General features: G+C 73.2%; 14 protein-coding genes. 10 read left to right on the top strand and 4 right to left on the bottom strand.

The features are described 5' to 3' along the window. Positions 1 to 33 precede the first annotated feature (33 nt). Positions 34 to 1,605, top strand: a complete 1,572-nt coding sequence (locus ACG83_RS32255; protein WP_083473772.1) for an FUSC family protein — start codon at positions 34 to 36, stop codon at positions 1,603 to 1,605. A 136-nt stretch (positions 1,606 to 1,741) separates the two neighbouring features. Continuing rightward, positions 1,742 to 3,571 carry an NAD(P)/FAD-dependent oxidoreductase gene (locus ACG83_RS32260; RefSeq protein ID WP_054570054.1) on the top strand — a complete coding sequence of 610 codons (1,830 nt, stop codon included), beginning with the start codon at positions 1,742 to 1,744 and terminating at the stop codon, positions 3,569 to 3,571. Here the strand turns inward: ACG83_RS32260 and ACG83_RS32265 are convergent. Further along, positions 3,517 to 4,365, bottom strand: a complete 849-nt coding sequence (locus ACG83_RS32265; protein ID WP_369812937.1) for an ABC transporter ATP-binding protein — start codon at positions 4,363 to 4,365, stop codon at positions 3,517 to 3,519. The two genes, ACG83_RS32260 and ACG83_RS32265, sit on opposite strands and share 55 nt — an antisense overlap. Before the next feature lie 359 nt (positions 4,366 to 4,724). Between ACG83_RS32265 and ACG83_RS32270 the strand changes: the two genes are divergently transcribed. The 3 genes from ACG83_RS32270 to ACG83_RS45585 all read left to right on the top strand — a co-directional run bounded on the left by ACG83_RS32270 (position 4,725) and on the right by ACG83_RS45585 (position 7,032). Then, positions 4,725 to 5,591 carry a helix-turn-helix transcriptional regulator gene (locus ACG83_RS32270; RefSeq protein ID WP_083473773.1) on the top strand — a complete coding sequence of 289 codons (867 nt, stop codon included), beginning with the start codon at positions 4,725 to 4,727 and terminating at the stop codon, positions 5,589 to 5,591. 132 nt (positions 5,592 to 5,723) lie between these two features. Then, positions 5,724 to 6,392, top strand: a complete 669-nt coding sequence (locus ACG83_RS32275; RefSeq protein ID WP_054570056.1) for a superoxide dismutase family protein — start codon at positions 5,724 to 5,726, stop codon at positions 6,390 to 6,392. A 142-nt stretch (positions 6,393 to 6,534) separates the two neighbouring features. Next, on the top strand, positions 6,535 to 7,032 hold the full coding sequence (locus tag ACG83_RS45585) for an SsgA family sporulation/cell division regulator (protein WP_161934822.1): 498 nt from the start codon (positions 6,535 to 6,537) through the stop codon (positions 7,030 to 7,032). A gap of 62 nt (positions 7,033 to 7,094) precedes the next feature. On the opposite strand, the gene ACG83_RS32285 is transcribed toward ACG83_RS45585, so the two are convergent. Then, positions 7,095 to 8,132, bottom strand: a complete 1,038-nt coding sequence (locus ACG83_RS32285; protein WP_054570058.1) for a nitroreductase family protein — start codon at positions 8,130 to 8,132, stop codon at positions 7,095 to 7,097. 348 nt (positions 8,133 to 8,480) lie between these two features. Between ACG83_RS32285 and ACG83_RS32290 the strand changes: the two genes are divergently transcribed. From ACG83_RS32290 to ACG83_RS32300, 3 genes are all read left to right on the top strand, one after another. Further along, complete coding sequence (locus ACG83_RS32290; RefSeq protein WP_083473525.1) at positions 8,481 to 9,131, top strand: response regulator transcription factor; 651 nt, start codon at positions 8,481 to 8,483, stop codon at positions 9,129 to 9,131. A 414-nt stretch (positions 9,132 to 9,545) separates the two neighbouring features. Next, entirely contained in the window at positions 9,546 to 11,213 is a 1,668-nt protein-coding gene (locus ACG83_RS32295; protein ID WP_054570059.1) for an AAA family ATPase, read from the top strand. A gap of 245 nt (positions 11,214 to 11,458) precedes the next feature. Next, complete coding sequence (locus ACG83_RS32300) at positions 11,459 to 13,189, top strand: TIR domain-containing protein (RefSeq protein ID WP_054570060.1); 1,731 nt, start codon at positions 11,459 to 11,461, stop codon at positions 13,187 to 13,189. Positions 13,190 to 13,297: 108 nt separating this feature from the next. Here ACG83_RS32300 and ACG83_RS32305 read toward each other — a convergent pair whose 3' ends face one another. Next, a complete protein-coding gene (locus tag ACG83_RS32305; protein WP_054570061.1) occupies positions 13,298 to 14,464 on the bottom strand; it encodes an acyl-CoA dehydrogenase family protein in 1,167 nt (388 codons plus the stop codon). Positions 14,465 to 14,842: 378 nt separating this feature from the next. Between ACG83_RS32305 and ACG83_RS32310 the strand changes: the two genes are divergently transcribed. After that, positions 14,843 to 16,861 carry a serine/threonine-protein kinase gene (locus tag ACG83_RS32310; RefSeq protein WP_054570062.1) on the top strand — a complete coding sequence of 673 codons (2,019 nt, stop codon included), beginning with the start codon at positions 14,843 to 14,845 and terminating at the stop codon, positions 16,859 to 16,861. A 68-nt stretch (positions 16,862 to 16,929) separates the two neighbouring features. Here ACG83_RS32310 and nifV read toward each other — a convergent pair whose 3' ends face one another. Further along, positions 16,930 to 18,078, bottom strand: a complete 1,149-nt coding sequence (nifV, locus tag ACG83_RS32315; RefSeq protein WP_054570063.1) for a homocitrate synthase — start codon at positions 18,076 to 18,078, stop codon at positions 16,930 to 16,932. 908 nt (positions 18,079 to 18,986) lie between these two features. Between nifV and ACG83_RS32325 the strand changes: the two genes are divergently transcribed. Further along, positions 18,987 to 20,513 (top strand): alkaline phosphatase, encoded by a 1,527-nt coding sequence (locus ACG83_RS32325; RefSeq protein ID WP_083473774.1) that lies wholly within the window; start codon positions 18,987 to 18,989, stop codon positions 20,511 to 20,513. The last annotated feature ends 78 nt before the right edge of the window (positions 20,514 to 20,591 follow it).

Genomic DNA, 20,591 nt, shown 5'->3' on the forward strand with positions numbered 1-20,591 from the left:
CGAATCACGCTTGCGGCAGAGAAGCGCTGCCTGATGTTCTACGTCCTACGTAATATTTGGCGTCGAGTCGGGGGAACGGAAGGCCTCGACCCGGGGCTGGTGGAGCTGCGTTCGACCGTACTGTCCATGGCCGCCGTGCTGGCCGGCCTCGGCTGCGCCACGGCGCTGCGCGGGGCAGCGGGGCTGCACGCGCAGTCAGTGGTCGCCACGGTCGCTCTGACCGTACTGCTCTGGCGCGGGGAGCGGTCAGCCGCATCCCGCCACCGCCCGGTCGCGCTGCTCGTCGTACCGCTGTTCGCGATGGGCGCCGGTGAGGTCGGCCGGCTGATGAGCACCGCGCCGCCGGTGGGTGACACGCTGTACGTCCTGATGACCGGTGCGGCGGTGTGGGTTCGCCGCTTCGGCCCGCTGGCCGCTCGCTTCGGTGCTCTCGTCCTGCCGACGTCGCTGCTGGTTCTCATCGTCGCCGTGCCGGCGGGTCCGGGGGTTGACCCGCTCGGCTGGTTCGCGGCGACGGCCTTCATCGCGATCGCCGTGACCCACCTGTGCCTGCTCTTCGGCGAGCGCATCGGGGTCCTTCCACACCGCGCTCGCGTCGCGGCCCGGCCGGCGGCGGGCGTCCCGCCGCATCGGCGCCCGCGGATGCAGGGGCGTGCTCGGGCGTACGGGCGTGGCCGGGCCGGCCGGCCGCGCGGGTGGCGGCTGGCGCCGACGACCCGGATGGCCGTCCAGCTCACCCTGGCACTGGCGGCTGCGTTCGCGCTCGGCCGGCTGGTGTATCCGCAGCACTGGCCGTGGGTGGTGATCAGCACCTACATCGTGTGCAGCGGCACCAGGGCCCGCGGGGACGTCCTGCACAAGGGGGCCGCGCGGGTCGTCGGTGGGGCGGCGGGCACGGTGCTGGTCGCAGCCTGCGCGGGCCTGCTGCCGGCCGGGGGCACCGGCGCGCTGGTGGCGCTGTTCGTCGTGCTGGGCATCGCGACCTGGCTGCGCCCGCTGCACTACGCGCTGTGGGCCGCGGGGGTGACGGCGATGCTGGCGCTGCTGTACGACTACCAGGGCACCGGCGGCCCCGAGGAACTGGTGGAACGGCTCGGCGGCATCCTGCTCGGCGCCGCGCTGGCGGGGGTGGTCTCGTGGTTCGTCCTGCCGCTGCGGACCAGGGACGTCGTGCGGGTGCGCACCGCCCGGTCGCTGGCCGCCCTCGCCGGGGTGGTCGCGGCGGGCCGCTCCGCGCCGGAGCTGGTGCCGGAGCTGCTCACCCGGCGGCGGGACTGCTTCGAACGCGCCCTGGGTGACCTGCTCGACGTCGCACCGCCGGTGGAGGCGCACCGTGCCCTCGGCCGGCTCGCCGACCGGATCCCCGCCCAGGCCGTCCGCGACCTGGTCACCTGGCCCACCGGCGTCGATGCTGGCGCTGGTGCGGGCGGTGCCGGCGAGCACCAGGCCCACGCCGCGGACACGATCGACGCACTGGTGCGCTGCCAGGCTCCGGTTCGGGCGCTCACGGAGCTGGGGTGCGCCCACCCCGAGGCGCTCGCGGACCCGGCCGTCCGCCGGGGACTGGAACAACTGGAGCAACACGTCGCGGCGGCCTGCCGCTGACCTGCCGCCGGCCCACCTGTCGCCGCCGGCCGGCCGCCGACCGGGGGCTGACCCGCCGCCGGCCCGCCGCCGGCCGGGTGCCGCCGCTGGCGCCGGTGGACGCACCGCGGGCAGGCCGGTGCGAAAGGATCGCCCCATGGGCACCGGGGACGCGGCGGGGGCACCGGCGGCGAGACGGCCGTGGCCGGGGCGGTCACGGCGTGCGGCGGGAGCCGGCGCCGACGCCGTGGTGATCGGAGCGGGCGTGAACGGCCTGGTCGCGGCCAATCTGCTGGCGGACGCCGGCTGGGACGTCGTGGTGTGCGAGGCCCAGAGGGAGCCGGGCGGGGCCTGCCGCTCGTCGCGGCTGACCGCACCCGGCATCGGCATCGACACCGGCACCGGCCCGCCGCCGGGCACCGACCTGTCGTTCACCACCGACCTGTTCAGCGCCTTCCACCCGTTCGCCGCCGCCTCGCCGGTGCTGCGCGGCCTCGCGCTGGGCGAGCACGGCCTGCGCTGGCGACATGCGCCGACGGTGCTGGCCCATCCGCTGCCGGACGGCCGGTGCGCGCAGCTGTCGACCGACCTCGACGAGACCTGCGCCTCGCTCGCCGACTTCGCCCCCGCCGACGCCGACGCCTGGCAGGAGCAGGTCGCGCTGTGGCGACGGGTCCGCGCGCCGCTGCTGGACGCCCTGCTCGCCACCCCGTTCCCACCGGTGCGGGCGGGCGCCCGGCTGCTGCGCGCGCTGGGCGCCGCCGACGGGCTTCGGTTCGCCCGGTTCGGGGTGCTCCCGGTCCGCCGGTTCGCCGCCGAGGAGTTCGCCGGCGACGGAGCGGGCCTGCTGCTCGCCGGCTGCGCCCTGCACACCGACCTCGCCCCCGAGGCCGCCGGCTCGGCGCTGATCGGGTGGCTGCTGGCGATGCTCGGCCAGGACGTCGGCTTCCCGGTACCCGAGGGCGGCGCCGGGAACCTGACCGCGGCGCTCGTGCGCCGGCTGCGTGCCCGTGGTGGCGAGCTGCGCACGGGGACGCCGGTCGCCGCGGTGACGGTCCGCGCCGGCCGGGCCGACGGTGTGCGGCTTGCGGACGGATCGGTGCTGCCGGCCCGGCGCGCGGTGATCGCGGACGTCGACGCGGTCTCCCTCTACCGCGGCCTGGTCGCACCCGAGCACCTGCCGCCCCGGCTGCTCGCCGATCTGGACCGCTTCCACTGGGACTCCGCGACGTTCAAGGTCAACTGGGCGTTGGCGGGCCCGATCCCGTGGTCGGATCCGCGGGTGGCGCGCGCGGGCACCGTCCACCTCGGCGGCACGATGGACGATCTGACCGTGACGGCCGCGGAACTGGCGCGGGACCTGGTGCCGGCCCAGCCCTTCGTCGTCCTGGGCCAGATGACCACCGCGGATCCGAGCCGGTCGCCGGCGGGGACCGAGAGCGCCTGGGCCTACTTCCACATCCCGCAGCGCCCGCGCGGGCACGCCGGCACCGCGGGCGCGCGTCTCCCCGCCACCGCAGCGGTCACCGGTCGTCCGGACGGACAGGGCCGTCCGGACGAACACGACATCGCGGTGCTGCTCGAGCGGCTGGAGCGCCGGATCGAGGCATACGCACCCGGTTTCACGACGCTGGTCCTGCGCCGGGACGTGCAGTCCCCGGCGCGCCTGGAGTCGATGGACCGGGTGCTGCACGGCGGCGCGCTCGGCGGCGGCACCGCCGCCCTGCACCAGCAGCTGGTGTTCCGGCCGGTGCCGGGGCTCGGCCGGCCGGAGACCCCGGTGCCCGGGCTCTATCTGGCGTCGATGTCGGCGCATCCCGGGGGCGGGGTGCACGGTGGCCCCGGGGCGATGGCCGCGCGGGTGGCGCTGGGCGCCGCCGGACCGACCGGTGCCGCCCGCCGGCGGGCGCTGGCCGCCACCCACCGGATGCTCTATTCGACACCGGCAAGGTCGTCGATGCCGGCCGGGCCGGCGGAGCCCGGCTGATGCTCGGCGCCCGGCGGTCCGGGAGCGCCCGGGTGGTCGGGAGTGTTCGGGTGGCCGGGGGTGCCCGGCGGGCCGGGGGTGTTCGGATGATGGTCGGAGAAGGAGTCCTTCAGCGCCTCGGAAACGGTGCGTGCGACCCGTCCGAAGGCGGCGTCGTACCGGAGTGTCTCCGTGCGCGGATAGTCGAACGGAATCTCGACTTCGGCCACCAGCCGCCCGGACCGGGCGGAGAGCACTCCGACGCGGCGGGCCAACGCGACGGCCTCGACGACCGAATGGGTGACGAAAAGCCCCGCGAAACCCTCGCGCAGATGCAGCCGTACCAGCTCGTCGCCGAGACGCTGGCGGGTTATCTCGTCCAGCGCGCCGAACGGTTCGTCCAGCAGGAACAGTGCGGGCCGGGCTGTCAGCGCGCGGGCGAGGGAGACCCGCATGCGCATGCCGCCGGAAAGAGCCCGTGGGCGATGGCGTTCATAGTCGCTCAGACCGGTGAGCGCGAGCGCGTCCGCGACCAGGCCGGCCCGCTGCGCGCGCGGAACACCGTCGAGCTCGGCGAACAGGCCGACATTGCCGGCGACGGTCCGCCAGGGCAGCAGCGTCGGATCCTGGAAGATGAGGGCGGGGGAGCCCGGCCCGGCGCTGACCGTGCCGGAGGTCGGCGGTGTCAGCCCGGCGGCGATGCGCAGCAGGGTCGACTTGCCCGAGCCGGAGGCGCCGACCAGCGCCACGATGTCGTGGGTGCCGACGGTCAGGGAGAGGTCGCGCAGCACCTCGGATCCGTCCGGGAAGGTCATGCCGACGTGCTCGAAGGCCAGCGCGGTGCCGGCGGGGGCGAGGCCGACCGTGGGCCGCCGGGATGCCCGCGGTCGGCCCGGCCGAAATCGCGGTCTCACGGGCGCCGCCTCTCGGCTGCCACGACCTGGAGAGAAAACATCGGCTCGACCTCACCCGACCTGTGCATTTGACGGAAAGCAGAAGAAGCGGTAAAGCCGCGGCGCGCCAAGTTTAGCGAGCCTTCTGACCCACCGAGCGTCGGGCTGTGCACCACCTGTGAAAAAATTACCCAGGTATTGAACGTGGACGGTCCGTCGGGTCCGGTAACCAGGCGCCGGGAGCCCGTCGCACGGGGAGGGTCCACGACTAGGAGGACAGCGTGCTCGACGGCGAACCCATCGTGAACCGCATCATGTTGGGGGCCCGCCTGCGCCGCCTTCGTGAGGGAACCGGAATCACCCGGGAGAAGGCCGGTTACCAGATCCGTGCCTCCGACTCGAAGATCAGCCGCATGGAGCTCGGGCGGGTCGGTTTCAAGGAACGCGACGTTGCCGACCTGCTCACCCTGTACGGCGTGGTCGCCGAGGCCGACCGTGCCCCGATCCTCGCACTGGCCAGGGAGTCGAACCGGCCGGGCTGGTGGCGTGGCTTCGCCGACGTCGTGTCCCCCTGGGCAGAGCCCTACCTGGGGCTGGAGGCCGCCGCGGCGCTGATCCGGACCTACCACCTGCACCTGGTTCCGGACCTGTTGCAGACCGCGGACTACGCCCGTGCCGTCGTGCTCCAGACCAGCAGCCGGGGCTCGCTGGCCGACGAGGCCGTCGACCGTGCCGTCGCGATGCGGATGGCCCGGCAGCGCCTGCTGACCCGGCCGGACCCGCCGAAGCTGTGGGCCGTCGTGGACGAGGCCGCGCTGCGCCCGCGGATCGGCTCCACCGCGGTCCTGCGGGCCCAGCTGGCGCATCTGGCGGAGCTGGCGGCGGCGCCGAACATCGTCATCCAGATCCTGCCCGCGGCCTATGGCGGGCACGTCTCGGCGGCCGGTGCCTTCACGATCCTGCGGTTTCTTGAACCCGAGGTGCCCGATGTGGTCCACCTCGAGCACCTGACCGGCGCCGCCCACCTCGACCGGCCCGAGGACGTCGACCGCTACGAGGAGCTGATGAACCGGATCGGCGTCGACAGCGTCACCCCGGAGCGCACCCCGGACTACCTCGCCCGGCTGAGCGCGCGCCTCGAGCGCTGAGCCCGGCCCGCCGCCGCGTCGGTCTGCCGCGGTGTCGGCCTACGGACAACGGGGCATCACGCAATGGCGTCGGGTGGGCCCGCTCCGTAAGCTTGGGGCGTTCTCGTCCGGACCCGGCGCCTGGAGGCTGCCTTGCGACGTCTACCGACCCGTACCGCGCTCACCGCCGCCCTCGCGGCGGCCGGGCTGACGCTGGTGGTGAGCGGCTGCGGCGCCGAGGACGACCAGGCCGCCGCGGCGACCTCCACCGCCTCCGCGACGCCCACGCCGTCCGCCTCCGGGTCGGCGCCGGCCACCCGTGGCGGGGCCGCCGGGTCCGTCGAGGTCGTTCTGTACAACGTCACCGGGGCGGATGTGGGCACGGTGACCCTCACCCCCGTCGACGGCGCCGTCCGGGTCGAAGGCCGGTTCCACGGCCTCACCCCGGGGGGCTACCACGGGTTCCACATCCACCAGAAGCCGGTCTGTGAGCCCAAGGCCGCCGACGGGGCGTTCAGCACCGCGGGCCCCCACTTCAACCCGGGCGGTACGCATCACGGTGAGCATGCCGGCGACCTGCCGCCGTTGCTGGTGGACAAGGACGGCACCGCCGAGATCCTCACCCAGAGCGACCGGTTCACCATCGACGACCTGCGCAGGGGTGGGGTCGCGCTGATCGTGCACGCCCAGCCGGACAACCTCGCCCACATACCGGATCGGTACCGGGCCAGCGGAGCCCCGTCCCCCGGCCCGGACGAGAAGACCAACGCGACCGGTGACGCCGGTGACCGCATCGCCTGTGGCGTGCTCGCGAAGTCCTGACGCCTTCGCTGTGGCGATCCTGCGGTGGTCCTTGGTCTCCCCGCCGGCCGGACCAAGGCAGGGTGATCTCCGCCCGCCCTCGGTGACACCGTGAGGTACGACACCGAGGGTGGGGAGGATCTCAATGTGGAGCCGTCCGATCGTGTCCAACGTCGTGACGTTGGACGTCAACGCCACCTACCTGACCGACGCCGGGAAGCGGGTTCCCGCGCTGGTCTCGCTGGGCTTCGATCCGCTGGACCCGGTCGCGATCACCGTGCGGGCCCAGGTCGACGAGCCGCGCCTGGCCATGGCGACCTTCGCCCGGGCGCTGTTCGTCGTCGACGACGACCGGTGGGCCGGCCCGGCCGGACCGGCCGGCCTGGCCGGCCGCGACGAACCCGACGGACCGGCCGGCCAGGCTGGGCCCGATGAGCCGTCCGTCGCGGACGGGGCCCGCGTCGAGCCGGTCGTGCGCGGCGGGCGACGCCTGTTGTCGGTGTCGGTGCCCTGCCCCGGTGGGAGGGCCGCGCTCGAGATGTCGGCGACCCGGGTGAGCGCCTTCATCCAACGGACCTACACCCTGGTTCCGGTGGCGGCGGAGGCCGCCATGATCGACCTTGATCTGGATCTGGGGCTGGCCGCGCTCGGCTGCGGCTGACCCGACCAGACCCGACCGGGCCGCCGGGTGGTCGGGCGGCCGGCGGCGGTCCGGCGGTGCGATCAGTCGATGACGAGGATCTCGCCGAGCGGGCGCCGTGGGGTCAGCGTGGAGGCGGCGGCGTCGCGGCGGGGATAGCCCACCCGCAGGATCATCTGGATGTGCCCGGCGATGCTCAGCATCCGTTCGATGACCGAGCGGTAGCCGTCGCTGTCCACCGGCTGCCCCAGTGGCGAGGCCGCGGCACCGGCGGCGGTGACGGTGAGCAGGACCCGGGCCAGCGCCTGGCCGGCACGCAACCGGTCCTCGGTCTGGTCCGCGTCCGTGCCGAGCACGATGACCGTCGGGTTCTCGGTGGGCGGCGGCCCGCCCGCCGTTCCCGCCGCACCCGGGGTACCCGTTGTGTCGAAGTCGCGCAAGGGGAAGTCACTGGCACGGAAGGGATGGTGGGTGGCGGCGACGTCCGTGGGCACGCCGTCGCCCGCCGGGCCGTCGCCGCGTCGCCACGTGGCCAGCTCGGCGCGGTAGGCGGGGTCGGTCTGCTCGGCCCAGTCCGCCCGCGCGGCCACCACCGCGGCGCCGAGCCGCTGGTCGGAGTGGGCCAGTGGCATGAGCCACGCGCCCTCCGCCTCGGCGGCGCGGCGCAGCTGCTCCAGCAGGGCCGGCTCGAGGGGCTGGTCGGCGAACGGCCGGCGGTCGGTGTGGCGCGCGCCGGCGGCGGAGAACAGCAGCCGGTCGGCGTCCGTAGCCGCATGCCGCCCGCGGACGTCCAGCGTGGCGAGCACCAGGTCGTCGCGCAGCGCCGGCTCCGGGCCGGAGCGGCCGGCGGAACCGGGCAACAGCTCCACCACCGGTTCCAGCCCGAGCACCCGACAGGCCAGGCGCGCGTGCAGCAGGGCCGCACCGCAGCTCACCACCAGCTGACGCCCGTCCGGGTCCAGGACCGGCAGGCGCCGTCCGACGTCGGGCGCCAGAGTGAGCCGGCCGGCGGCCAGGCGCCAGCGCCACGGCTGGGTGTTGTGGATGGACGGAGCGAGCGAGGCCGTTGTCACGACCTCCACGGCCACCTCGCGGCCGATTCCCGCGGTCCCCGACTCCATGATCGCCCGCCTCCCCTCGCCGCCCGGTGGCACGAACCGAGCGCGCCGTCCGCGGCGCGGACAACATCCACCGTAATCGGCACCAGGCCGGGTGAAGGGGTACAGACAGGACAATCGTGCCTGTGTGGATGGGCCGAGCGTCGACGTTTCCGTCACGTCCGACCGGGCCGCGACGCCCGGCCCGGCCGCGGCGCGAGGCGGCCGTGGCCGCCCGCCGACGCGGAACACCAGTTCCGCCGGCACGGCCGCACGTCGCGCCGGGAACCGGGACGGCCCGCCCCCGCCGCGGGCCACAGGTCCCGCCCGCCGCGGTCGAGGTGACATGGGCGAAGGGCCCGCGGCGCCCGTATGGTCGCGGTCATGGAGAAGATCCGGGTGTTCGTTCTCGATGACCACGAGATCGTGCGGAATGGTCTGCGTCAGACGCTCGCCCGGCATGACGATATCGAGGTCGTCGGTGAGGCCGGGCTGGCGGCGGAGGCGCTGCGGCGTATTCCGGCGTTGCATCCGCATGTGGCGGTGCTGGACGGGCGGTTGCCTGATGGCAGTGGCATCGACGTGTGTCGGGAGATCCGGTCGGCGTTGCCGGGGGTGGCGTGTCTGATTCTGACGTCGTATGACGATGACGAGGCGCTGTTCTCCGCGATCATGGCTGGTGCGGCGGGGTATGTGCTGAAGGAGATCCGGGGCAACGATCTGGTGGGTGCGATCCGGACGGTGGCGTCGGGTCAGTCGTTGCTGGCTCCGTCGGTGACGCGTCGGGTGTTGGAGCGGCTGCGGGACGGGCCGCACGAGGATCCGGCGATGGCGACGCTGAACCAGCGGGAGCGGGAGATCCTGCAGCTGATCGCGGACGGGTTGACGAACCGGCAGATCGGTACCCGGCTGGGGCTGTCGGAGAAGACCGTGAAGAACTATGTGTCGAGCATTCTGGAGAAGCTGGGCCTGGCCAGCCGCACGCAGGCGGCGGTCTACCTGATGAAACAGGCCGGAGAATAGAAGCCGCCGGGGAATGCCTGCTGGTGTGCGCGCTGCTGGTGGGCGCGCGCGGCGCGGTCCGGCTCAGCTGGTGGGCGGTGGAACGGCTCGAATGTGGGATGTCCGACAGCACCGCGAAGGAGCCGGGCCCCCGGTGCGAACGTCCTGGGAACGGTGGGCTGGACGTCGCGGGGAATCAGGACCGAGAAGTCACCTGACGCGGTGGGACGAAGGGAGGATGCTGAAGTCCAGGCGGGGAAACGGATCAGGGAGGAAACTCTCCACGATCGCCGGAGTCGATCGCCACCGGGCTCGTCCGGTGAGTTCCGCCCCCCGGCCACGGTCCCAAAGGAACCGGGCTCCGGTGCGGTCGGTGTGACACGGCAGGTGTGAGACCGAGCATGCACCGTCCCGGCAGACGGTCTGGAGACGAAGATGTTTCTGCATGACGACGCTCCTTCGGGGCAGGCCACCGACATCCGTTCCGAATCCTGGGGACCGACCGAGGTCGGAACAGCACCCGAGCCGGCCGTGCGCGAGCTACGTCTTGACAGCCGTGAAACCGTGGAAACCGCGACCGCCGTCGTCTTTCTCACCGAGGATCGGGCCTACAAACTACGCAAGCCGGTCGACCTCGGATTCATCCACCTTCGTTCCCGGCAGGCGCGGCTGAACGCCTGCGAGGACGAGGTACGACTCAACCGCGAACTGGCCGCCGACACCTACCTCGGCGTCGCCGACATCCGCGACGGATCCGGCCGGCTGTGTGATCACATGGTCGTCATGCAGCGGATGCCGGCCGCCCGGCGGCTTTCGACGCTGGTGACAGCGTCGGTCACCGCCACGGCGGCACCTGAGACGCAGGCCGGGCTCCTCGGGGAGCTGCAGGCGCTCGCCCGGCGGACCGCGGCCTTCCACGACCAGTGCGCGACCTCGCCCGAGATCACCCGCGCCGGCGGCCGGTTCGCGTTGCAGGCGCTGTGGCTGGAAGCGCTCGAAGGGCTCGCACCGTTCCGCGGGCGCCTGCTGGACGCCGCCGTGGTCGACGAGATCGGCACGCTCGCGCTGCGCTACCTGACCGGTCGCGGCGCGCTGCTCGCGCGGCGCGCCCGCACCGGGCGGATCCGCGCCGGGCACGGCGACCTGCGCGCCGACGACATCTACTGCCTGCCGGACGGCCCGCGGATACTCGGCAGCGTCAGCCCCGACCCCGCTCGTCGCGTCGGGGACGTCCTGGGCGGGGTCGCCTCGCTGGCGGTGGACCTGGAGCTGCTCGGCGCTCCCGCGGCCGCCCGGGCGTTCCTCGACGCCTACCGGGAGGCGTCCGGTGATGCGGGCCCGGCCTCGCTGGAGCATCTGTTCATCGCCCAGCGGGCTGTCGTCCGCGCGGGAGAGGCCTGCGTGCGCGCCCATCAGGGCCATCCGGGGGCCGACGAGCAGGCGCGGGCACTCGCCGCGCTCGCGCTGGCGCACCTGCGGCGCGGCAGGGTTCGGCTGGTGCTCGTCGGCGGCCTGCCCGGAACCGGCAAGTCGACGTTGTCCCGCAACCTCGTCGCGGCCGGCGACGACTGGCTGCTGCTGCGTTCGGACATCGTGCGCAAGGAGCTGGTGGGCCTCGCGCCGGAGGTGTCCGCGGTGGCGGCTCCCGGCGAGGGCATCTACACCGCCGACGCGACCGAGCACAGCTACGCCGAGCTGCTCACCCGGGCCCGCCACGCACTCGAGCACGGCCAGACGGTCGTCCTCGACGCGTCCTGGTCGTCGCGGCGTCCCCGGGAGCGAGCGGCGGAAGTGGCGGGGGAGTGCGACGCGGACCTCCTGTCGATCCGCTGCGTGACCCCGCCGAAGGTCGCCGTGGCGCGCATCGCGGCGCGAGCGGCGAGCTCCGCCGCGGGCCGCGTCGGCGGCCCGGGCAGCGAGGCACCGGGTGGCTCGGCCGGCGGCACCGGTCCCGTCGGTGCTGTCGTCGACCCGTCGGACGCGACGGAGCTGGTCTACTTCGACATGGCCACCCGCACGGACCCCTGGCCGGACGCGATGGACGTTGACACGTCCACCTCGGCCGAGGAGTCGGCGGCCACGGCTTGGCGCCTGGTCGACTGACGCCACCGGCTGACACCAGCGGGTGTTGGCGGGTGACCACCGGCGCCCGCCGCTCCCGCGGCGTCATCCGGTGCGGCGCGCACCCGCTATCAAGATAGTCAACGACGTTGATGATTCGGCGTGCGGCGGTGATTTTCCGCGTTCCTGGCCCGTTGCCACCCCTTCCGTGTAGGTTCCCTTCACGGAAGGGCCATTTCCTGAAACGATTCTGGCCATAACTCGACAGCGGGGGCGCTGGGTCGACGGTGGCTGAGCCAGGATGGGACTTCTTCGTCTCCTACACAACCTCCGACCGGGCCTGGGCCGAATGGATCGCCTGGCAGCTTGAGGACGCGGGCTACCGGGTGCTGATCCAGGCCTGGGATCTCGTGCCGGGTGCGCGCTGGATGAGCCGGATGGCCGACGGAGTGCGCGACAGTCAGCGGGTTCTGGCTGTGCTCTCGCATTCCTACCTGGGATCGGTGTACGGGCGAGCGGAATGGGAAGCTGCCCACCAGCAGGACCCCGACGGGTTTGCCCGCAAGGTGGTCCCAGTCCGCGTGCAGGACTGCCCCCGCCCCGTTCTCCTCGGCGGAGTCGTGTCCTTCGACCTGTTCGACCTACCCGCCGACCAGGCCAGAGACCGACTGCTCGACAACATTCGATCCACGCTCGCGGGACGTGCGAAACCGGTTTCCGAGCCACGGTTCCCCGGAACCCTCGTCCCACCCACCTCAGCAGTCCCGCACCGCATCACCGAACTCATCCCCGCGTTCCCCGGCGCCGAACCCGATACCAACCCGGACATCGACGTTCATCTTTCCGCCCGATCCGCACCGGCGCATTCACGTTCACCCGCTCCACGGCCGCCAGAAGGACGGCACCTGCAGCCCCATGACCGGGCCAGCCCGCCACACCGACCCCGGGTCACCAACCGGCGGAGGCGTCGCTATTGGTGGATCGCTACAGCCCTCGCCACCGCACTCGCGGCCGCCAGCCTCCCGCTGGTGCTGAACAGGGACAGCGGCCAGCTTGCGAGCCCCCGCGGCGTGGCGGTCGGTCCGGATGGTACGGTCTACGTCGCCGACTCCGGCTACAACCTTGTTGAACAGGTCGACAACACGTCCGAGGGGCTGTTCAACGTCGCCGGCAATGGTTCCGGGGGGTTCTCCGGAGACGGCGACCGGGCCACCGAAGCCACGCTGAACACTCCGTCCGGGATTGCGGTCGGTCCGGATGGCGCGGTCTACATCGCCGACTCCGGCAACCACCGGATTCGGAAGGTTGACCCGTCCGGGAAGGTCAGTACGGTCGCCGGCACCGGTATTGGGGGGTTCTCTGGTGACGACGGCCCGGCCACCAAAGTCATGTTGAACTATCCGCTTGGGGTGGCGGTCGGTCCGGGTGGCGCGGTCTACATCGCCGACTCCGGCAACGAGCAGGTTCGGAAGGTCGACCTGTCCGGGAGGATCAGTACGATCGCCGGCACCGATGGTGAGGGCTTCTCCGGTGACGACGGCCCAGCCACCGAGGCCACGCTGAACTATCCGCACGGGGTGGCGGTCAGCGGTGATGGCGCGGTCTACATCGCCGACACAGGCAACGACCGGGTTCGGAAGGTCGACCTGTCCGGGAGGATCAGTACGATCGCCGGCACCGGCACCGAGGGCTTCTCCGGTGACGACGGCCCAGCCACCGAGGCCACGCTGAACTATCCGCACGGGGTGGCGGTCAGCGGTGATGGCGCGGTCTACATCGCCGACACAGGCAACGACCGGGTTCGGAAGGTCGACCTGTCCGGGAGGATCAGTACGATCGCCGGCACCGGCACCGAGGGCTTCTCCGGTGACGACGGCCCGGCCACCAAAGCCATGTTGAACACTCCGTCTGGGATTGCGGTCGGTCCTGATGGCGCGGTCTACATCGCCGACACAGGCAACGACCGGGTTCGGAAGGTCGACCCATTCGGGAAGATCAGCACCGTCGCCTGGCTCTGAGCCATCCTCCGACGTCATCGAGCGCGATCTCTGGGGAAATTCAAGATAGTCAACGCTGTTTACGTATCGGTGCCACCAAATTTGATCTTGATCGAGGTGTCCGGCTTGTCAGCGGCGCATCAGCAGCGGGCCGCCGAACAGGTGCGCGCCGACCATCTCGAAATTGGTCGTGGCGAGGGTGATGTGGCGGGCCGCGGTGTGCACGTCGCGGAAGCAACGGTCGAGGGCGTCGCCGGAGCGCAGCGCGGCCGCGCCCGCGGCGGTGTGCACCATGGTCACGGCCTGCACACAGTTCTCCGCGACGGCGGCGGCGGCGAGGCGAACGACGGCGGACAGCTCCTCCCCGCCGTGCTCACCGCAGGTGGTGACCTGGTCGGCGGCGTCCGCGAGGACGAGCTCGGCCGCCCGGACCAGGGCGGTGGCGCGGGCGAAGGCCGCGTGCACGGTCGCCCGCTCGGCCAGCGCCTCCGTCGAGCGCGCCGGAACGGTGCGGGCGGCCAGCTCGCGGAACACGGCCAGGGCCTGCTGGGCGATGCCGACGGTGGTCGCCGCGGTGGTGAACGGCGCGAAGTCGTAGTAGGCGATCGCATAACCGCGGGAGCGGCGCGGGCTCGGCGGGCGGCGCAGCAGCGAACCGTCCACCGCATGACTTTCGGGGACGACGACATTGTCCACGATGAAACTCCCGCTTCCCGTTCCGCGCAGGCCCAGGGAATGCCAGTCGTCGACGAAGGTGACTGCGCTGCTCGGCACGCACAGCATCCGTATCGGCGCCGGCCCGGCCCCCGGCCCGTCGGCGAGGGTGGCGGTGCAGACGAGCCAGCTGGCGTGGGTGGCGCCGCTGGCGAACGCCCAGCGGCCGCTGACCCGGTAGCCGCCCGGTACCCGCACCGCCGCACCGGTGGGGTTGACCCCGCCGACGACCAGCCCGCGGCTGCCGCAGAACAGTCGGCAGGAGACCTTGTCGGGCAGATAGTCCGACAGCCGCCCGATCGCGCCCTGGACGCCCATCTGCCAGGCCGCGGACGGGTCCACGCGCGCGATCGCCTGCAGCACGGCGGTGCCGGTGCGCAGGCTCACCCCGCCGCCGCCCAGCGCGCGTGACACCCACATCCGGTGGAAGTCCTGCGCGCGCAGCGCGTCGATGACAGCTGGCGAGGTGGTGCGATCAGCCTCGGCCTGCGCGCGGTTCTCGGCGAGTGTGGCGCTGATCTTCTCGACCCGCTCCAGCCAGGTCCGCGTCTCGTCCGAGACCTCCGCGCAGGTGTGCGCCATTCACCGACCGCCGTTTCGTCGCGAGCGCGGGAAGCCGGTTGGTGCCGCGCAGGGGGACAGATCCGCATCCACTCTGCGATGGTAGGTTGCCTGCCGCAGTTTCTGACTGCGGCAGGAAAATGTTCCGCATTCGCGGATGCCATCTGACCTGTGATGGGTCGTCGGGAAGCCGGGGAGCCGTCGACATTCGCCCCTTGTGCCGACCGTACGGACCGGCCGGCCCGGCAGTGCTGGCGAGCCTCGCGGGCCCGCCGCCGGTCCGGGTTGCCCCGCGATGGGGCGCGTCGGCGTGTCGAGACCGGAGCGCGGTGGTATGAGTCGTGGGCGTGTCGCCCCGGTTTCGGGGCCCTGAGGCGGGTTGTAGGGGAGAATTCCGAGGTGCCGGAGAAGGCGGAGCCCACAACGTCGAACGACCCGTCGGCGGACCGGCGTCGCCTGCTCGCCGGCAGGTACCGGCTCGGGTCGATCCTGGGCAGCGGCGGGGCGGGAATCGTCCGTGCGGGTGAGGACACGCTGCTGCGCCGCCCGGTCGCGATCAAACAGGTCCGGCTGCCGCCGCCGGCCGTGGAGGGCGACGGTGACGCCACCCGCGAGCGGGCCGTCAGCCGGGAGCGGGTGCTGCGCGAGGCGCGGGTCGCGGCGCGGCTGCGCCATCCGGGCCTGGTCGCCGTCTACGACGTCATCGAGGCCGACGGCTCGCCCTGGATCGTCATGGAGCTGGTCGAGGGCCGGTCCCTGGCCGAGATCATCCGCGAGTCGGGCCGGCTCACCCCGGCGACGGTCGCGCGGATGGGCGTGAGCCTGGCCTACGCGCTGGAGGCGGCGCACCGGTCCGGGGTCGTGCATCGCGACGTCAAGCCGGGCAACGTCCTGGTCACCCCGGACGGGCAGCCTCGGCTCACCGACTTCGGCATCGCGGTGAGCGAGGGCGACCCGGCGCTGACCAGCACCGGCATCGTGGTGGGTTCGCCGGCCTACATTCCGCCCGAGCGGGCCCGCGGCGCGCGGGTGGCCGCGCCCGGCGATGTGTGGGGCCTGGGCGCCACCCTGTTCTCCGCCGTCGAGGGCGAGCCGCCGTACGCCGGCGAGGGCGCGCTGGCGACCCTCGCGGCCATCGTCGAGGACCGGCGCCGTCCCTGCCCGCATGCGGGCCCGCTGGGCCCGGTCCTGGCGCAGCTGCTCGACCCGGACCCCGACCGGCGGCCGTCGCTGGCGCAGGCCCGGGCGATGCTGCGCCAGATCGCGGCCAGCGAGCCCTATCCGACCAGGGAGTTCGACGCGTCGGCGCATGCCGACGTCGATCCGGGGCCGGACCCGGCGTCGGCCCGCCAGCCCGCGCCGGACCGGGAGCGGGACGTCCCGGCCGAGCATCGCGAGGCGGCCGCGCCCAGCGGGCCCTCGGCCGCCCACCGGGCCGCCGAGCCTGCCGGGGACCGCGGGCACTCGGCGCCCGGTGGGCCGGTGGAACACCGCGGGCCCGCGACGCCGAGCGAGCCCCCCGAAGCCGGCGCGGGCCGGTCGTCCGGCGGCCTTGTCGGCCCTGGTGGGTCTGGTGGCCCTGGTGGGTCTGGTGGGCCCGCGGTGGCCGGTGCACGGCCGGCGGCGGGCCGACGGAGCCGTCGTTCCGTGGTGCTGGTGGTCGTCCTCGTGGTGCTTCTGGCCGGCGGACTGGCCGGCCTCGGCGTGGTGCTCACCAGCGGGCCGGATGGAACGGCCGGGCCCACCGCCGCCACGCCCGGCACCGCAGCCACTCTCGGCGGACGCGCCGGCACCGACTCCGCCACCGGCGCGGGCTCCGGCACGACGACACCGGGCCGGTCTTCGGCGTCACCGCCGGCGTCCGCGTCGGCGACGACCGGGGCGACGGTGACGCCGACGGCTCCGGCCGGGCCGGGTGGTGCCGTCCCGTTGGACCAGGTCGGAACCGTGATCCCGAGCTCGACCGACCCGGTGCCGGCACCGGCCGGCCTGACGTCGCGCAGCGGCGTGGCCGGCTGGTCGGTCGCGGTGCCGGCGGGCTGGCGCTCCGCCGGCCGCGCACCGACGAAGGAGACGTTCACCGCCGCCGAGGGCTTCCCGGAGCTGCTGGTGGAGGTTCGGCCCACCGCCGGCCCGTCCGCGATCGGTGCCTGGCAGGAGCTGGAGGCCTCGGTGGCACGGACCAGCCCCGGCTACCAGCGGGTGTCGATCCGCCCGGCGGACGGTGCCGCCGGCACCTCCGCCGCGATCTGGGAGTTCACCTCGACGTCGGGTGGCCGGACGGTGCGCACCGTGGACGTCGCCGTCGTGCGCAACGGCCACGGCTACGCGCTGCGCTGGCGGGTGCCCGAGGACCAGTGGCCGCAGCACGAGCAGCTGGTCCGGCAGGTGACCGCCACCTTCCGTCCCGGACCCTGAACCGGAACCCGCGCCGCTCCCTCGGCCGCGGCGCGGGGCGGATGGCCGGCCGTCCGCCCCGCGGGCCGTCAGCCGAGCGGGGCCGCGGGGGGAGAGGTGCGTCCGGTCGCCACCCGGCGGACCAGCGCACGCAGGTCGTCGCCGCTGAGCGGCTGCTTGTGGGTGGTGGCGTGTGCCCGGACGAGTCCGACGATGGGCTCGAGGTCCTCGTCGGGGGCGTCGATGCCGTGGCGGTCCATCAGGTGGCGCACGGCCGCCCGTCCGCTGTGCTTGCCCAGCACCAGCCGGCGTGACGCCCCGACCTCCGCAGGGTCGAACGGCTCGTAGGTCGCCGGCGCGCGCAGCACACCGTGCACGTGGATGCCGGACTCGTGGTCGAACACCTCGTCCCCGACGACGGCCTTCCCCGCGGGCAGCGGGCGGCGCGCGGCGCCGGCGACCAGGCGGGCCAGCGGGCGGAACGCCGCGGTGTCCAGCTCGACGGGGAGCTCGAGCAGGTGCCGCAGCGCCATCGCGACCTCCTCGATCGGCGCGTTGCCGGCGCGCTCACCGAGGCCCGTGACGGTGGTGCTCACCCAGGTGAACCCGGCCTGCACGGCGGCGATGGTGTTCGCGGTGGCCAGCCCGAAGTCGTCATGGGCGTGGATCTCCCAGGGCCCCGGGACCGCCTCGACCAGGGCTCGCAGCCGGGTGTGCAGGGCGATCGGGTTGGCCACGCCGACGGTGTCGGCCCAGCGGAACCGGGTCACGCCCAGGCCGCGCAGCTCCCCGGCCAGATCGGTGACGAAGGCGTCGTCGGCGCGGGAGGCGTCCTCGAAGCCGACGCTGACCAGCAGCCCCCGGTCGGTGGCGTCACGCACGCAGGCGGTGATCCGCTCCCTGGCCCACGCTCGGGTCTTGCCCAGCTTGATCCGTAGATGCAGGTCGGAGGCGGGGATGGTCACATGGACGGCACTGACGCCGCTGGCGACGGCCGCGTCGAGGTCGCGCTGATCGGCCCGGCACCAGGCGACCACCCCGGCACGCTCGACGGCGCCCACGACGCGGCGCAGCACCTCGATCTCGCCCGGGCCCATGGCGGGGATCCCCGCCTCGATCTGGTGTACGCCGGCGGCGTCGAGCGCGACGGCGATCGCGACCTTCTCCTCGGCGGTGAAGGCGACTCCCGGGGTCTGCTCCCCGTCACGCAGAGTGGTGTCGCAGAACCTGACTTCCATAACGGTCACCGGCACTTTCGGCGGCTGTGAAATACCCGACGGGGGCTGGTGTTCGCGGCAACCAGGAGGCCGAAATCGTCGGAGACCTTATGTCGCGCCGATTTCGCGCGTGGGTCACACGGTAGCGGCGAGGTTAACAGGATGGTCGCCGCGGTGAGGCTTACCTTTTCCGGCAGGAAATTCCTGGATGGTGCGGAGGAAAAATCCGTCCCGGCGGGTGCGTCGCGGCACACCCGCCGCTGGCGGCGGGCGGGCGGGCGTGGCCGGCGGCGCGGTGCGGGCGCCAGTCGGTGTGAGCGCCGCCGGGCAACCGGTCCGCACCGGCGGTCCGGGTCGGGTGGTGGTGCTCACACGGACGACCAGCTCCGGTGCGCCTCGTGTGGAGGGCCACGTCACGAGATCGTTCGCGCACCCTGACGGATCCGCGCGAGGCTGGGGTCCGCGGGAGAGGTGGCACCGGCAGGGCTGGCCGGCTCGTCGCCGGTGAGCAGCCGGTCGGTCGCCGGGCGGGCGGGCACGGTCACCGGGCGACGAGAGCACCGGGCCGAAGGAACCACACCGGATTCGGCCGGCTACCGGCTGCCGGTCGCCGGGAAGGACACGGCCGCCGCAGCGCCGGCACCGGCCGGCGCGAATTTCCGGGAGTTTCCCGAAAGATAACCTGCCGGCCGGTCGCCGGTCGCGTCTCCAGTCGGATGCGGATTCCCGCGGTTTCCTGACGTTCATCGGCCGGCCGTCGGGGTGAGGCGACGGCGTCACCTGTGTTCGCCAGCATGATCGCCCGGTGAAACCACCAGAACCAGACATCGCTGCCGGACATCGTCCGGACAGGGAGGATTGGCGTGGTATCTTCTTTCTCCGCTTCTCGGCGCGGTTTTGCCGCGTTGGGTGGTGCGGGTGCAGCCGCGATGCTGCTGGGTACCGGGGTCGCCTCGGCGTCCTCGTCCTACCCCTACCCGCTGCCGGGTAGGAACCCGTTCGGTCTCGGTGTGGGCTCGGGCGAGCCCACCTCGGACGGTGTCGTGCTGTGGACGCGGCTTGCTCCAGAACCACTCGCCGCCGACGGTGCGGGCGGCATGCCCGCAGTGCCGGTGCGGGTGGAGTACGAGGTGGCCCGCGACGAGAAGTTCCGTTCCATCGTGAAGCGCGGAAGCGTGGTCGCGACCCCGCAGCTGGGGCATTCGGCGCACCCGGAGATCCGGGGGCTCGAGCCGGGCCGCACCTACTACTTCCGTTTCCGGGCGGGTGACGAGATCTCGCCGGTCGGCCGGACGAAGACCGCGCCGGCGCCGGGTGCCAACCCGCGGGAGCTGAACTTCGCGTTCGCCTCCTGCCAGCAGTGGCAGGTCGGTTTCTACACCGCCTACGAGCACATGGCGGCCGAGGACCTCGACTTCGTGGTCCACCTCGGGGACTACATCTACGAAACCGGTTTCACAAGCAACGTCCGTGGCCTCACCCTCGGCGCGCCGTTCGACACCGAGACGTTCGATCTGCCGCGCTACCGCGCCCAGTACGCGCTGTACAAGTCGGACGCGTCGCTGATGAAGGCGCACGCCAACTTCCCGTGGATCCAGACGATCGACGACCACGAGGTCGAGAACAACTGGGCCGACGAGATCTCGCAGGCCGACACCGAGCCCGACCAGGACCCGGCGGTCTTCCGGCTGCGCCGGGCGGCGGCGTTCCAGGCGATGTACGAGAACATGCCGCTGCGCAGCGCCCAGCTGCCCCACGGCGCGGACGTCCAGCTGTTCCGCAAGCTGAGCTTCGGCCGCCTCGCGGACATCGCGATGCTCGACACCCGGCAGTACCGCGACGACCAGCCCTGCGGTGACGGCAGCGGCTCCACCTGCGCCGACCGGTTCGCCGCCGACCGCAGCCTGCTCGGCGACCGGCAGCGCAGGTGGCTCTACGACGGCTTCGGCCGTTCGAAGGCCCGCTGGCAGATCATCGGCAACCAGGTTCCCATGGTGCAGACGGACCTCGACCCCAGCGAGGTCGTCAACGTCTACTACGACCCGTGGGACGGCTACGTCGCCGAACGTGACAACCTGCTCGCCGAGGCGCGCCGGCGCAAGGTCCGCAACCTTGTCGTCATCACCGGGGACCGGCACCAGAACTACGCGGCGGACCTGCGCCTGGACTACGCCGACGTCAACTCGCCGACCGTGGGCAGCGAGTTCGTCGGCACCTCCATCACCACCGGCGGCAACGGCGCCGACCTGCCCGCCTCGGCGCAGACCCTGCTGGACGCGAACCCGCACATCAGGTTCGTGAACACCCAGCGCGGCTACGTCCGGGTGAACGTCACCGAGCAGCGGTGGCGCAGCGACTTCCGGGTGGTGCCCTACGTGGCCACCGCGGGCGCGCCGATCTCGACCCGGGCCAGCTACGTGGTCGAGGACCGCCACCCCGGAGTCACCCCGGCCTGACCGCCCCCGCCCCGGCCCCGCCCTGACCCTGCACTGAGCCTGCCCTGGCCCGGCCCGACAGATCGGGCCGGGCCGGGG

This window comes from Frankia sp. R43, from assembly GCF_001306465.1.
GTDB classification, from domain to species: domain Bacteria; phylum Actinomycetota; class Actinomycetes; order Frankiales; family Frankiaceae; genus Parafrankia; species Parafrankia irregularis.

Coding starts and splice junctions, on each gene's coding strand:
- ACG83_RS32290 (WP_083473525.1), top strand. CDS start 8,481: ATGGTCGCGGTCATGGAGAAGATCCGGGTGTTCGTTCTCGATGACCAC.
- ACG83_RS32255 (WP_083473772.1), top strand. CDS start 34: ATGTTCTACGTCCTACGTAATATTTGGCGTCGAGTCGGGGGAACGGAA.
- ACG83_RS32285 (WP_054570058.1), bottom strand. CDS start 8,132: ATGGAGTCGGGGACCGCGGGAATCGGCCGCGAGGTGGCCGTGGAGGTC.
- ACG83_RS32265 (WP_369812937.1), bottom strand. CDS start 4,365: ATGACCTTCCCGGACGGATCCGAGGTGCTGCGCGACCTCTCCCTGACC.
- ACG83_RS32305 (WP_054570061.1), bottom strand. CDS start 14,464: ATGGCGCACACCTGCGCGGAGGTCTCGGACGAGACGCGGACCTGGCTG.
- nifV (WP_054570063.1), bottom strand. CDS start 18,078: ATGGAAGTCAGGTTCTGCGACACCACTCTGCGTGACGGGGAGCAGACC.
- ACG83_RS32260 (WP_054570054.1), top strand. CDS start 1,742: ATGGGCACCGGGGACGCGGCGGGGGCACCGGCGGCGAGACGGCCGTGG.
- ACG83_RS32325 (WP_083473774.1), top strand. CDS start 18,987: ATGCTGCTGGGTACCGGGGTCGCCTCGGCGTCCTCGTCCTACCCCTAC.
- ACG83_RS32295 (WP_054570059.1), top strand. CDS start 9,546: ATGTTTCTGCATGACGACGCTCCTTCGGGGCAGGCCACCGACATCCGT.